General features: G+C 38.7%; 10 protein-coding genes. 4 read left to right on the top strand and 6 right to left on the bottom strand.

Features of this window, described 5'->3' with window-relative positions; all coding sequences use genetic code 11:
• Window positions 1-52: 52 nt before the first annotated feature.
• From HC965_RS18720 to HC965_RS18735, 4 genes are read right to left on the bottom strand one after another with little or no spacing between them, the layout of a single operon-like run.
• Window positions 53-1,366 carry a BT_3987 domain-containing protein gene (locus HC965_RS18720; protein ID WP_191032877.1) on the bottom strand — a complete coding sequence of 438 codons (1,314 nt, stop codon included), beginning with the start codon at window positions 1,364-1,366 and terminating at the stop codon, window positions 53-55.
• 19 nt (window positions 1,367-1,385) lie between these two features.
• Window positions 1,386-3,302, bottom strand: coding sequence for a RagB/SusD family nutrient uptake outer membrane protein (locus HC965_RS18725; RefSeq protein WP_191032878.1), 1,917 nt, complete (start codon window positions 3,300-3,302; stop codon window positions 1,386-1,388).
• 20 nt (window positions 3,303-3,322) lie between these two features.
• Window positions 3,323-6,661, bottom strand: a complete 3,339-nt coding sequence (locus HC965_RS18730) for a TonB-dependent receptor (RefSeq protein ID WP_191032879.1) — start codon at window positions 6,659-6,661, stop codon at window positions 3,323-3,325.
• A 47-nt stretch (window positions 6,662-6,708) separates the two neighbouring features.
• Complete coding sequence (locus HC965_RS18735) at window positions 6,709-7,413, bottom strand: FecR family protein (protein ID WP_191032880.1); 705 nt, start codon at window positions 7,411-7,413, stop codon at window positions 6,709-6,711.
• Window positions 7,414-7,621: 208 nt separating this feature from the next.
• On the opposite strand from HC965_RS18735, the gene HC965_RS18740 reads away from it, so the two are divergent.
• Both HC965_RS18740 and HC965_RS18745 read left to right on the top strand, forming a co-directional pair.
• Window positions 7,622-7,867: a hypothetical protein gene (locus HC965_RS18740; protein WP_191032881.1), complete on the top strand. Its 246-nt coding sequence runs from the start codon at window positions 7,622-7,624 to the stop codon at window positions 7,865-7,867.
• Between the two features lie 119 nt (window positions 7,868-7,986).
• Window positions 7,987-8,541 carry an RNA polymerase sigma-70 factor gene (locus HC965_RS18745; RefSeq protein ID WP_191032882.1) on the top strand — a complete coding sequence of 185 codons (555 nt, stop codon included), beginning with the start codon at window positions 7,987-7,989 and terminating at the stop codon, window positions 8,539-8,541.
• Between the two features lie 214 nt (window positions 8,542-8,755).
• Here HC965_RS18745 and HC965_RS18750 read toward each other — a convergent pair whose 3' ends face one another.
• A complete protein-coding gene (locus tag HC965_RS18750) occupies window positions 8,756-10,603 on the bottom strand; it encodes a right-handed parallel beta-helix repeat-containing protein (protein ID WP_191032883.1) in 1,848 nt (615 codons plus the stop codon).
• A gap of 160 nt (window positions 10,604-10,763) precedes the next feature.
• Window positions 10,764-11,003, bottom strand: a complete 240-nt coding sequence (locus HC965_RS18755) for a hypothetical protein (RefSeq protein WP_191032884.1) — start codon at window positions 11,001-11,003, stop codon at window positions 10,764-10,766.
• Between the two features lie 241 nt (window positions 11,004-11,244).
• Between HC965_RS18755 and HC965_RS18760 the strand changes: the two genes are divergently transcribed.
• Together HC965_RS18760 and HC965_RS18765 are read left to right on the top strand one after the other, a co-directional pair.
• Complete coding sequence (locus HC965_RS18760) at window positions 11,245-11,877, top strand: FecR family protein (RefSeq protein WP_191033160.1); 633 nt, start codon at window positions 11,245-11,247, stop codon at window positions 11,875-11,877.
• Between the two features lie 42 nt (window positions 11,878-11,919).
• The gene (locus HC965_RS18765) at window positions 11,920-15,318 is read left to right on the top strand and encodes a TonB-dependent receptor (protein ID WP_191032885.1); all 3,399 of its coding nucleotides are present in this window, start codon (window positions 11,920-11,922) and stop codon (window positions 15,316-15,318) included.
• The last annotated feature ends 3 nt before the right edge of the window (window positions 15,319-15,321 follow it).

Genomic DNA, 15,321 nt, shown 5'->3' on the forward strand with positions numbered 1-15,321 from the left:
AAATGAGGTGCTTTACATGCATCCTCATTTTCATATTCATTAGTATTAAACCTTATAGAACGTATAGACTGAATTCACTCCATACAAAGTATGCTCCGCCTGTCCAGTTCTTTTTACAGGTAAACCGTATGCTGTTGAAAGCTGATTCACTTTTTAATTCAGTAGAATTAAATACTCCGGCGCCTGTACCGGGAAGCCCGTCGATATCTTTATCGAAACTCTTTATTTTAGTGAAATTCTTCTTATCGCTGCTAACACTCACATCAAATATGCCTAGAGCAGCATTACCATTCGCTTCTCTATTGATATATGAGAACATGAATGATGAATAAGATTCCGGCAAATCAACTTGTACATAATGTTCTTCACTTATTGCAATACTCCATGCACTGTGGAAGTATGTTCCTATCTTACCATCCAAAATATTAGATAAGGCACCTTCGCTTGGTTCCTGAGCGTTGGTCGATAACATATTTGACATTAGTGGATATTGGGAATTTATTCCTAATAAGTAAGCCTCCTGATCTTTTCCGAATGTTTCGAGACTGACGCTTTCTATCGATAAAGGAAGTACAAGTGTTTCCATGTTTAATTCTTCCAGCTCTGCTTCTGCTCTGTCTACTGTTACTTTCAGTGTGGCTGATTTATTACCTTTGGAGAAAGTTACTACGCCGTCGTTTGCTAAAGTATATCCTTTACGCAGTAGTGTGTTACCTTGAATCTTGCTCTCATCTACTCCGACTGTACAGGTAAAGTCCCATTTATTATCAATTTGTAGTTCTAGAGGAACTTCTATTGTTGTTTTTCCTTTTCCGCAATATTGAGTGACCAATCCCGTCTGTTTGAATAGTACAGATGGAATGATGATATTGGGTTTAATGATTAATATATTCTTACTTTCGTTGATAGAATCATTCTCACTTTTCAGTATTAGCGGAATTACATAGTCTGCCTCACTAGCAGGTAACTGGGCTATCATATTAGTATGCAAGGCCAGTTCTATTTTTTTATATCTTTCGTTAGGATTAAAATATAATTCCTTTTCGGATAGTTCATAGCAATTTGAAGGAACCTCCAGAAGATTTAGTCCCCGATCATCTGAATAGGTTTGCAACTCTTCTTCGGTCATTGGCGAAATATAAGCATTAGCTGTTGTTTCTGGTGAAGTACCGGATTTCATGACTGAAAACTCATAATTTGAGTCTTCACCTGTATTATATACAGTCAGGTCTAATACACCATTTGTTTTCAGCAAAAGAATTTTATGAAATTCATTTTGATAGATTTCATTTTCATCAACGTCGCTACAACTAATTTGGGTAACTAGTAGTCCTAACAATAATGATGCTAAATATATCTTTTTCATATTCATATGCATTTAATAATTAATAATTGGGTGCTTGAACCATTTGTGGATTCTTATACACCTCATTGTAAAAGACAGGAGCAATATACATTCTGTTTTCCCACATATAAGGCTGTGGTACTTTTATGCGTTGATTGTACTCATCAAAAGTCGGATTCACTTTAGCTTCAGCATTCAGACCTTCACGTTTACCCGAAGCTAAGTATTTAGGACCTTCCGCCCATCGGCGAATATCAAAGTAGCGTTGTCCTTCACCCCACAATTCAATGAAGCGTTCATTGCGTACCCAGTCCATTAACGTCATTTCTCCGGTTAAGTCCGAAGTTGTCAATGCCGGTACACCTGCACGTTCACGAATTACATTCAAATTTTCTAGCGCATCTTTGTCATCTAACGCAGCCTGACATTCGGCAAGGTTAAGATACAGTTCTGCCATTCTTATCAAAGGTTTGGGTTTAGCTTCCCGGTTCCAGGAATTATTGACAGACAAATTTAAATTAGGTTGAATAAATTTCTGACACAGGAAACCTGTTACACAATGGTCTCTATTGAAGAGTGAAGGATTGTATCCTTGTTTTTCTCCATTTCTCATTTCTAGTTTAAGCGGCTGTCCGGCACATAGGGTAGAAGTAAAATCACCTCCATTGAAAGCAATCCATGCATAATAACGTGGTTCGCGATCTAGATTAATATTGGTAATGTCTTCTCGTCCAGCTATATTGGCACTCTTCAACCAATCACCTTTATCATAAAAACTTGGATCTTTTTCCGGAAGCTTCCCTTTTTTAGTATAAAAATGCTCTATAGTATAAAGATAGGGTGATATGCCACTATATCCGCTATACCAGTTACCGCTATTTAACTTTAATACGCGAGTGGGTAATGATGCCATATAATTACTATCATCAGAATTCAATCCCCATATCGTTTCTCTATTACCTTCACTGGCTCTCATTTGTATAATATAGCGCATCAAAAGTACTTTCTTGGCGAATGCCTGACCTTCTTCTGTTGTAGTATTAACATTGGGTATGTAAGGTAAAGGAAGTTTTTGTTCCAAGTACTTCTCTTCATTGGTGAAGAGTGCAAATCCGTTGTCTTTTGCTGCTTGTAAAGCTTCTTCACATGCTTTTTCTGCACGTACCCATTTTTCTCTACTATAAGTTTTGCTAACTAGCTCCTTTCCATAACCGGGAGTCTCACAATTCTTATTTTGCCATTCCGGGAAAGGAAAACTGCCATTCCATAACGGTGAAGCGGCATACAGCAATACCCTTGCTTTCAGTGCCTTGGCTATTACCACGGTTGCACGTCCCCATTCGGTGACATCAGAGCGAGTTTCAGGGAGTCCGTTGTTTATTGCGTCTTGCAACATGTTGACAATCCATTCCGTTACATAATCGTAATGAGAACGACCGTGATATTCGGCATTAGGAGTATCTTGTGGTACATAAGAATCTGTAATAGGACAAGGACCGTAGAAACGAAGTACTTCAAAATGGTAATAAGCAAGCAGGAACTTAGCTTCAGCCGTCCATTCAATTCGCTGTTGTTCCGTGATGGCTTGTGCATTATTTAGTTCTTGCAGGAATAAGTGAGTTTGTCCGACAAAACGGTAAAATGAGCCCCAGCGATGGTCTACAAGACTTTGAGGTGTATTCAAGTTATAAGCCATTTTATGTGCTGCATGTCCCCATAGTTCGGGTAAGGCATATTCATCCGCACTTGCTTCCGAATCAGTATAAGCCATGGGATTTCTAACTCCGGCATAGCAGGAATAAAGAAAACCGAGTGTAGATTCTGCGTCTTTTGTAGCATCCGGAAGACTTGCTTGCTCAACAGGAACTACATCAAGGAAGTTACATGAACTTACCAGGCAACATGTTGCTGCAAAAAATGCGCAACTCCATACTTTTATATTATTAAGTAATTTCATATTCTAACAGATTTTTTTATTTAAAAATTCAGTTGTAATCCGACATTAAACGTTCTCTGCAATGGATATTTGTACCATTCCAATTCTGGATCCCATTCTTTAAACGGTGAAAATATGGCAAGGTTATCTCCTGTAAGATAGATGCGTCCATATTTGAAGCGATAACCTACTTCTAAGGTTTTAAAACGGATAAAGTTACCGTTTCTCATCCAGTAAGTACTGGTTTGCTGGTTGTTGGCTACGCTTCCGTTGGTAAGCCCGAGACGAGGATACTTGGCGTTTGGATTCGGATTAGCTTCTGTCCAGTAGTCATCAGCAATAAATTGGAAAATGTTTCGGTCTCCTTCTCCGAAAGGATGAATACCTGATACAAAAATTTTACGCATGGCAGAACCGTTGAAAAAGACTCCCAAGTCGAATTTCTTGTATGTGATATTTAGTCCGATACCATACTGGATACGTGGTGTCTTTCCATATTCGGAAATAAGAGAACTATCGTAAGAGTCAATAATGCCATCACCATTCAAATCGCGATATTTGATATCACCGGGTTGCGGTGTACTTCCCAAGCTTTGTACAGGACTATTATCTATCTCTTCCTGACTTTGGAATAATCCTTCTGCAATGTAACCGTAAGATGCAGCTAATGAATGTCCGGTTGAAATTTGCCAATTGTATGGATAAAGCGGTTCGTCCAAATTCTCATATCGATTTTGGGTATATGTGAAATTACCACGAATATCCATAGATAAATCTTTTGTAATCTGTTGATGATAGTTAGTGCTGAACTCGAATCCCCAGTTGCTTACTTCTCCCATGTTTTTCCATGGTTTGGCAGTGTAGTAACCAAGGGATTCCGGCCATGCTTCACGGTGAATCAGAATGTTGTAGCGGCGTTCATGGAAATAGTCAGCTGTGATATTCCAGTTTTTGAATAGTGTCAAATCCAAACCTATGTCAAGTTTGCGCGAACGTTCCCATCCGCCGTTAACAACTCCATATTGATTGACAAAAGGTCCTTTTTTCGTAGTATTCCAATCTTCTCCAGTTGTAAAACCGACATTGTTAAGGGTAAATGAATCGATGTAAAGGAAGTGCGGTGAATTTGCTATTAAACCTGTTTCATCACTACCGACAAGCCCAAAAGAAGCCCTTAGTTTCATGTTATCGATTTTATGGCGAAGTGATTCAAAGAAAGGTTCGTTGCTGACAACCCAACCAATAGATGCTGCAGGAAAGAATTCAAATCTGTTTCCTTTGGCAAGACGTTCTGTTCCATTGTAACCAAAATTGAATTCAAACAGATAGCGTTGCCCGTAATCATAAGTAAGGCGTCCGGAAAGTCCCTGATTACGTTTTGGCAAAAGATTACCATAATAAGTCTCCTTATAGTCACGCTGCATGTACATTAACATTCCACCTATATTATGTAACCCGAATTGACGTTGATAATTAAGTTGGAATTGTAATGTTATGGTACGGTCACTATTTTTGATTATATCACCTTCTGAGATATAGTCAGTACCAGATGTTCCTAATCTTTCTAAATCATATGTGGTGGGATTGGCAGGATCATAGCTACCGCTGGCTACACGATAATAATAAGGCTCTATGCTTCGTGCATAAGCAGTAGTTGAAAAACTTTTAAAGTTAACCAAAGCATTGACACTTAATCCTTTTGTGACAAATTCTAACTCTTGGGCTATTTTTAGAGTTGTATTTAAGGTACTTTCATCTGTTTGTTTAAATGAAGTAGACATAAATGCGTATGGATTCACCCGGTAATTAGTACCGCTGAGATAGTTGTTACCAAATCTCATGTGATCATCTCCTTCCTGTGGGTAGTAGGCTGGGAAATTTATAGGATTGGCAGTCAGGGTCATTTGGAATAAATCGGTGGAACTGAAATTCGGTCCCTTCAAATTACCTATTTGCGCATTCATATTTAAGTCTATCTTCGTACTGGAAGTCACCTTGTATGAAATGTTGTTTTGGAAATTGTATTTTAAATTATTAATGTTGTTATTCCATGAATACAATTTCGGGGAATCTAATAAACCAGTATCATGATTTACATTTAAACTCATATAGTAAGTAACTTTAGAGCCACCACCCGATAAATTGATATTAGCGCGTTGATTCATTGACATATTTTTAAAAATCAAATCGCCCCAGTCAACATCTGGATAAACATAAGGGTTTAAATGATTGCGTGTACCATCAATTTGTTCTTGTGAGTATTTCGCTGTTGCTCCTGGTGTACGAGTTAATTGAGCCTCATTATACATTTCCATCCAAGTAGCTCCATCTGCGAATTTAGGGAATCGCATCGGATTGCTGAATGAGTTTTCTACAGTGATATTGATTCTGGCTTTTGTGTTTTCCTGCCCTCTTTTGGTGGTAACCAACATAACGCCATTCGCTCCACGTGCACCATAAATAGCTGTTGCTGATGCATCTTTTAGAATAGAAAAGCTTTCGATCGTTTCAGCCGGTATGTTATTTAAGTCTGTACTGTTGATTTCTACATCGTCTAACATGATGAGCGGGGTAGCCCGTCCGCCGAATGTTGCAATTCCACGGATATAGAATTCAGATGCAGCTCCAGGTTCACCACTAGTGGTTGTTGAAATTACACCAGCCAACTTTCCGGCAAATGAATTTGTGAGTGAAGAACTTGGTGCTTTTAGCTCCATTCCTTTCACGCTTGTGATAGCACCTGTAACGCTGACCTTTTTTTGCGTTCCGGAGCCAACAATGACAACTTCATCCAATACTTCATTGTCAGATTCTAATTTTATATTGATTATACCTAAATCTTCTACGGGAACTTCCCTCTTTTTGAAACCGATATAACTAACGATTAATATTGTTCCTTTTTTTGCTGGAATTGAAATGCTGAAATTTCCATCTATATCAGTAATTACTCCTGTATTTTCTCCCTTTACCAGAATATTTGCTCCGATAATTGGAGTTCCATCTACTGCATCCGTCACTGTACCGCTCACTGTACGTCTCTTTTGTTGTGATGCGGTCTTCTCTTCTACTCGTAAGATGATCTCTTTACCTTTAATGATATAGCTAATGCCACTGTTTTCGAATACCTTGTCCAAAACATCCTTAATAGGTCCACTACAGTTGATGTCTTTATTTGATGTTTTCTTTAAATCTGCATCATTGTAAAAGAAGGTATAATCACTGTTTTTCTCAATGATTTGCATCATTTGTTTGATACTTATCGATTGCCCTTTTACCGAAAGATGTCCTTGTGCTCCAAGAACTGATAACGGATACAAAAGCAAAACGAATGCGATATACCTCAGATATCGCATGTAGCTTGAAATCTCTAATTTTCTCATGCTTTTCTAAATTTATTGGTTAAACATAGGTTTATAAAAAGATTTTATTAGTGAATAATTATTTGTTCATTTTTATTTTCTTTTGTCAGATTCAGACTGAAACAAATTTTGTATAATATGTCGTCAATGCTTTCGTCGTATCGTATGCTGCCACTAAATGCAGTTCCTTTTTTAGATGTGTTTAAAATTATGTTGCTGTTATATTTTTGATTGACGATCTGAATTAATTCCTCTAGTGGAATGTTATTAAAGGTGTATCTTCCATTTTCCCAATTAATGGTCGTTATATTATTGATTTGTATTTTTGTGTTATCTGTGTTATAAACTAGCTGTTGTGAGGGCAGCAGGGCTATTTTCTCTCCTGATGCTTCTGCGATGAATTCTATTTTCCCATTAAATAAGGTGATTTCGTTTTGTTTCGTTTTGTTCTGTTTAACGAGGAAACACGTGCCTTTTACTTCGATAAGTGCTTTGTCGATATATACTTGAAAAATGCTTCCTGCATGTTTCTGTACTTCAAACAAGGAGTTACCTTTCAACCACACTTTTCTGTTCTTGTTGAATGTTTTTGCATATTGAATGGAACTTCCCGGATCCATCCATACTTTTGTACTATCTGGTAAAATATGCATTTTACTTTCCTGAGCTACAATTCTAATATATTCCTCTTTTATAATATCTTCTTCAGAGCTTATCCATAGGCTTCCAATAGTTACTAAAAGAACGAATGAGGCCGCAATGGAATACCACATAAGTTCTACAAGTACTAATGTGAATTCGAATTTATTCCTTTATATTCTTGATTTTTTTTAATGATGTAATGTGAATATAATCAGATACTTAATGGTACTATGAATGTTTTTTTACTATTTTTTTTATGATGGATGTGGGGTTAGGGCTGTGTTGTGTGTATTTATAATATGAAGCCCTTAAAAATAAAAACGAACAAGGTCGAAAGGAATGAATAAAGATAAAAGAAAGCAGTTGATTAAAAGTTTGCTGTCTGACAGATTGACTAAGAGTCGGCGAAAGGACTTTGCTGACCTACCTGCTGTGGACAAAGAGATAAAAGACCAGTGGAGTGAATGCGGAAACAGAAATGTGGATGTGAGGATAAAAGAACAAATATGGGAGAAAGTAAAAGCAAAATGTGATCATAAAAAAAGTAGCAAAGTTCTTGTAGAACTTAGTAGAAAAAAGGACTAATTTAATTGAGAAATGGTATGTTGAGAAGAAAAAAAAATGCTGCTACCATGGAATAAAATTCTTAATAAATGTTGTACTTTGTCGTTGTTTCCTTACATTTGTGACATAATTTAATACAAATGGAAGAGAAATCTGTTTTGGAGAAAGTAAAAGTTGGTGATACAGTAGCGTTCTCATTGCTCTATGAACGTTATTGGTTAAAAGTCTATGATTTTACACGGCTTTATATTATTTCTTCCTCTGAAGTTTCAGAAGTAGTCCAGGATGTTTTTGTTAAAGTATGGGAATCCAAAGAACAGCTTGATATCGAAAAGAATTTCGATGGCTTTCTTTTTATGATAACCCGGAATATAATATTCAATTATTCTCGCAGGTATTTTAATGAATTAAACTTTAAAATGACTGTACTGAAAGGTCTTGAAAGTTCTTATGATATGGAAGAAGAATTGGATGCTGCTGATCTGAAAAATTATATTGATAGTTTGATTGCGCAACTTCCTTTGAAAAGACAACAAATTTTCAGAATGAGCCGTGAAGAACATTTATCTAATAAGGAGATTGCGGAACGTTGTGCCGTTACTGAAAAAGCAATAGAACGACAAATAACTTTGGCTTTGAAATTCATTAAGGATAATCTCCCTTTATTCATGCTATTTGTCCGAGGAATACCATAAACTTATCGTTTTGTTAAATATAAGGCAGTTTCGTTTCCTCGTAGAGAAACGCCAGTTTCCATACTGGGGAACGCGCGTGTCCTCGTATGGAAACGACAGTATCCATTGCGGGAAACTAGAGTTTCCTTGTATGGAAATTGAAGGAAACTCTAATGTTTTGAATTTTAGATGTATAAGTGATTCATCTTATACCTTCTTATGCCGTAAGAATTATCTATTTGACTTTTTGAAAGAATGGATTCTTACTGATTTTTATATCCGATGACTTCATCTTTTCAAACTTGACAGTACGTCCCAATACATCGCCTTCGATTTTATTGTTTGAGATAACCACCGATTTGCAGGCTTCAAGTGTTATTCCTTCTTTGCGATAATGATATGGCTGATAGGTGTTGTCACGTATCAATGTATTGTTAGAGAACGTGAGTCCGTCAACAGAGCGGGCGAAAAGAATCGGATAATCGAAAAGATGGAATGTATTGTCTACAATGCGTATGTTACGATGATATGGATACTTTTGCTCGGGTGTCGGTATTTCCGGATCAATGCTGATTACTGCTTCGCAGAATTGATAAAGTGAAGAGTTGCACGGATAGCGAAAATCATTGTTACGTATTAATACATCCTTTACTGCGCCCGATTCATACCAGGCGTTGGCATCTCCGGCAATCAGGATGGCGGAACCACTGGATTCGAAAACATTATCCTCTATTACAACTTTGCCCGGAGTGGATACAAGCAAACCACGTGCACGACAACTTCCGAAGTGGCAGTTGCGTATTTCAGCATCCGGCGTACAAGTCAGGTTTTCTATTACGTGTCCGGCTTCTACTCCTGCAGGAAGTGGAGCGGATAGTTCTATAATAAATTCAGCTTTGTTTAATGCTTCGAACTTATTCATTTTGCCGGTGGCTACCGTACGCATTGTATTGTGTTCTATAAATCCGATAGTTTCATTCGGGCGTCCCCATTCCATACCTTCGCTCATGTCTTGCATGAATTTACACTTGATGCGGGTAGGGGAAATAACTTCCATGATACGTGAACAAGTTCCGTGAATGTTGATAGGGTCATCCATTAGTCCAGCCCAACTGCAATTTTCAATTTTGAGTAAACCACTGCATCCCATAAAATGAAAGCCATCGTCGTGTCCGCTTAGCACACGACCTTTAGAAGCGTTCGGGATAATATGAACGTCATTGAAAGATATATTCTTGCTGTACTGTGATAAAATACCTAATCCGCACGTATGGAATAATTTCAGGTTTTCCATTTTGGTATCTGTGCTATGGAAAATGAAGATACCGGCATGGTCACGAGTGCTATGTCTTAACACGAGGATGGTACCCACTGCAGGATAGAACTTGTTTGCTTCTCCTTTAGGATCGGACAGGCGAACGCGTCCGGGACTTACTTCTACTGCGTCATAGCCGCGCCAACCTAAATTATCTCCTGTGTTGGGCAGAACGAAGTGAGTTTTGGGATCGAATTGCATGATAGACCATACGCTGCTTTTCCATCCTTCACCAACAAAAGTCAGTCGTTTGTTTTCGATGATGTACGGATATTGACAAGCGTCGATTTCGATTTCCATAAAGTCGGAGGTTGATTCAGTTACAGTGCCTTGTGCTGTCAAGGGGATGTCCCAGTCTACGGTAAAATTCTTCAGTGTAATGTTTTGGCAATGATCCAAAGTGAATGGTTGCATTCGCCCGTGCATAATGAATTCCGAGCCATTGCCGTCAATGGTCAGGTTATTCACTTCGTCTAGCAGCACAGCAAGTATTTTGGGATTTACATCATATGTGTTTGTCTCGTGATATTCCTTTTCAACGGCATGTTGTGCCCAGAAATCATATCTCCCTTTGGGAAAGACAAGCGTGGAGCCCGGGTGTTCTTTGCAGACTTTAATGGCCTTTTGTACGAATGGTACGGCATTGATACGACTATTTGGTTTTAAACCAAACTCGGTGACTGAAATAACTTTACTTGCTGAAATACTGGCGGTACAAAGTAAGAGTACAAGAAGTAAGCAAGCTTTGAATGATAAAAGTGTTTTCATGTTTTGTACATTATTATGCGATAAATTTAATATAAATACTGTTTGTTTGCTTGTAACCCTACGCTTTTCCTTTAAAAAAAAGATTTTTTAGTATTTATCCTCTATTAGAAGAGGATTATTGCATAACGAATGGAAATAAACCGTGGAATGTGGCAGAAAGCTACCGTAGTTCTATATGAACTAAAGTTTTGGATCTGCCTTCACAACTACGCTGAATATTTCTCCATATTCGTTTTTTTATTCTTGAATTAACTGGGTCATTTTCAAATTGTTTCCATTGCTTTTTCATCTCCTTTTCTACCGAGTTTCTCTTTAGTAGATTTTGTTTTTCCTCCGGCAATAAGTGTTCTGCTAGCAGTGCCCTTATCAATCTTTTTCTTTTATCTATATTTGTTTCCATTTCAATTTCGTTCTGCGATAATTAGTGCTACATATATAAATACACCGCAACTTGGCTTATCCCTACAATGAATATGTCTTTTTTTTGAAAATAGATAGCTTTTAAATGAATAGCCTTTGATTATCATTCCTTTCCCTTTAGGAACAATATAGTTCATATAGAACTATGGCATTCATTGGCTGCTGCCGTTGCAATCCTCTTAGTGATAGGCGGTTTGCTATTTTTATCCGGGAATGATAAGATAGGAGTAGAAAAATACGTCAAGATAATCGCAGAAAATAATCAATTATACGTGTTGCCCGATAGTACTAAAGTGTGGATGCAGCCGGGTAGCTCAATCCGGTATGCGAAAGCATTCAATCAAGATCGGAAAGTATGGCTGGAAGGCAATTCCTTATTTGAGGTGCATAAACATCAGGGAAGTACATTTCAAGTATATATTAACGATGCATTTATAGAGGTGAAAGGAACTTGTTTTTTGGTGAAGCAAGAGGACGCACACTGTAGTGAGGTCACTTTATTTGAAGGTAAGATTGAATTTAATATTCCATCTATCAGGCAGAAGACGGTGATGCGTCCCTTGCAGAAGCTCACTTACAATCCGGTTGATTCACAGTCACAGATAAGTGATATTGCCAATATCAGCTGGGAGGACGGAAGATATAACTTTAAGGATGTCCCATTGACCCAGTTAATTCAAACCGTGGGCCAAATGTATCATACTGATATTCTCCTACAGGGAGTACACAAGGATGAGTCTTCATTTAGCGGTAGTATCCATTATAATGAACCTTTGGACAATGTGCTGAACAAGATTTGTTTTAGCCTGAATCTTAATGTCCGGAAAGCCGACGGCCGGATAATTCTATACTAATTTATTTTTATTAACCATATGTCTAATCAAATTATTAAAAGCATGGGAAAATTACTCAGTTTACACTGTGGTGTGCGATATATCAGATATATCGTGCTGGTTTTGCTTTTTTATCCGTTGACAGTCCTTGGCGCTCAAGGTCATATTACGGTTAAAGGGCAGTCTATTACAATTAAAGAGGCTATTATGCTTATAGAAAAAAGCAGTAATTATGTTTTCTTCTATAATGCTGCCGATTTAAAAAACATTCGATTGAAAAACATTAATTGTTCGGGTACAATTGATAAGGTGTTGAATGAAGTTTTTTCTAACACCGGAATCAGCTATTTAATTCAAGGCAATGATGTAGTTCTAAAAGTGAGTAAGGCAGAATCTACCCAACAGGTCAAGAAGACGGAAATTGTGGGTGTCGTGACCGATGCACGCACAGGGGAGTCTATCATTGGTGCAAGTGTTGCTATTGTGGGAAGTGCAACGGGAGTCATCACGGATATGGATGGTAAGTTTGTCCTTCAGGCAAGTCCGAAGGATGTTTTGAGAATATCTTATGTAGGATATACCGCTAAAGAAGTGAAGGTAGGCAATCGGAAAGTACTTGCCATTGATTTGTCAGAAGACGCACAGGCGCTTGATGAGGTGGTAGTGACAGCTTATGGAACAGGACAAAAGAAAGCAAGTATGGTAGGTTCGGTACAAGCTATCCGTCCGGCTGAATTGAAAGTTCCTTCGACGAATCTCTCCAATTCGTTTGCAGGACGTTTGTCCGGTGTGGTAGCTGTTCAACGTTCCGGTCGTCCCGGCGCAGATGGTTCTGATTTTTGGATTCGTGGTATATCAACCTTGAGCGAGGCTACATCGCCTCTGATTATCATTGACGGTGTGCAGGTATCTTCGGCCGATTTGAACGCATTGGATCCGGAAGTGATTGACGGATTCTCCATTTTGAAGGATGCTACGGCAACAGCAATGTACGGAACACGTGGTGCCAACGGTGTTATGATTGTAACGACCAAATCCGGCCAGAATCTGGACAAGCCGATCATAAACTTCCGTGTAGAGGGACAAATCAGCCAACCTACCAAGACTCCTAAGTTCGTAGACGGAGCTACGTATATGGAACTGTTCAATGAAGCTGTAAAGAATGATGGCAGTCCGGACGTTTTGTATAGCCAGGATAAGATTAACGGTACGCGTATGAAACTGAATCCGTATGTTTTCCCGGATGTGAACTGGTATGATGAGATGTTTAATAATGTAGCTTTCAATGAGAAAGTGAACTTTAACATTCGTGGTGGAGGAAAGAAGATTGATTACTTCTCAAGTATCTCGGTCAATCACGAATCGGGTATGCTGAAGAATCGTTCTAAAGACTTTTTCTCTTATAACAATAATATTGATGTGATGCGTTATGCTTTCCAGAACAATATTAATGCATACCTCAGCAAGACATCCAAGTTGTCAGTGAGATTGAACGTACAACTTCGTGATTTGCGTGAGCCCAATCGCGGTATTGATGATATTTTTGCGGATGCTATGAACTCAAGTCCGGTTGAAGCGCCCGTTTTCTATGAACCGGATGGAACAACCAATCATGTGAAATGGGGTACTACTGACCGTTTGATTACAGCTTATCAGGGTAATCCGGTTGCCCAGTTGACTACGGGGTATAATGATACGTTTGAAAGTACGGTTATCGCTGCTCTTGAGTTTGAACAGAAATTGGACTTTCTGACCAAGGGACTTCGGTTTAAGGCATTGGGAACGTTCAAAAACTGGTCGAAATCAGTTAATAAATATAGTGCCGAATGGAACAAATATTTGTTAGGGGCATATGAACAGAATGAAGACGGTTCGTATAGTTACACCACCAATAGAGTGGGTAATGAAGTGTCTACCGACTTGAACAATACTATTGCTACGGCGGGAGATCGCCGGATTTATCTGGAAGCAATGGTTGATTATAACCGCACATTCGGCAAGCATGATATCAATGCCATGTTGCTTTATAATCAAGACGAACTTGTCAATAATGTGCCGAGTGGCGATACAGGTAGCCAAAGGCTTATCAGCTCGCTGCCCAAACGTAAACAAGGTCTTGCCGGCCGCCTTTCGTATGCATACGACGGAAAATATATGGCGGAAGTCAATATGGGTTATAATGGTTCGGAGAATTTTGCGAAGGGACATCGCTGGGGATTCTTCCCTTCCATAGCGCTGGGATATAATATCAGTGAAGAAAGTTTCTTTGAACCTCTGCGTAAGGTTGTCACCAGTATGAAATTACGCGGTTCATGGGGATTGGTCGGTAATGACCAGATTGGTGGTGAAAGGTTTATTTATATGCCTACGATTAATCTGTCCGGTATGGGATTTACTACCGGTATTGACCAGAACTATGGATTGAGCGGACCGGTTTATACCCGTTATGAAAATACTAATATTACTTGGGAAGTGGGAGAAAAGATCAACCTTGGTATTGACTTGCAATTATTGAACAGCCTGAACATTGTTGTCGATGTTTTCCGTGAGACTCGTAGAGATATATTCCAGAAAAAAGGGACTATTCCTACGTATCTGGGAACCGGAACAACCGATGTATTTGGCAATCTTGCCGAGATGAAAAATCAGGGACTCGACTTCTCTATTGATTATAACAAGGCATTCAGCAAGGATTTCTATATGAACTTTAAGGGAACGTTTACATACGCCCACAATGAGATTACCAAATATGATGAAGCTCCTAAATATGCCTTCCAGTCGAAAGTCGGCCAGAGCGCCAATGTCAACCAGGGATATTTGTCGAACGGGTTATTTTTAGATGAGGCCGAAATAGACCGCTACAATCAACAGATGGGTTCTACACTGGGAGCAGGTGATATCAAATACCTCAATGTATCGAATATGCATGGCTATGGAGATGATATAGTGGACGTGGACGACTGGACATGGATTGGAAATCCTACGGTTCCTGAAATCGTATATGGTTTCGGTCCTTCGTTCAAATATAAAAACTGGGACTTCTCTTTCTTCTTTCAGGGAGTAGCGAAAACTTCTTTGTTTATGAGTGGATTCCATCCTTTCGGTGATAACTCGTTGCGTAATGTGCTGCAATTTGTGGCAGATGACAGATGGTCGCCGACGAATCAGAATGTAGATGCGAAATATCCGCGTTTGACCCGTAAAACCAGTTTGAATAATACGAATCCCGGTAACTCCGGTCGTACATCTGATTATTGGATGCGTGACGGTTCGTTCTTGAAACTGAAAAATATGGAGATTGGATATACATTTAAAAGAATGCGCTTCTATGTCAGCGGTTCCAACTTGTTGACATTCTCTAAGTTTGATTTATGGGATCCGGAACAGGGAGGCGGAAGCGGATTGAAATATCCTACACAACGTGTCTTTAATGTAGGTTTCCAAATGACATTCAACAATTAAATT

Origin of the sequence: Bacteroides sp. GM023 (assembly GCF_014750685.1) — a bacterium.
Taxonomy (GTDB): Bacteria; Bacteroidota; Bacteroidia; order Bacteroidales; family Bacteroidaceae; genus Bacteroides.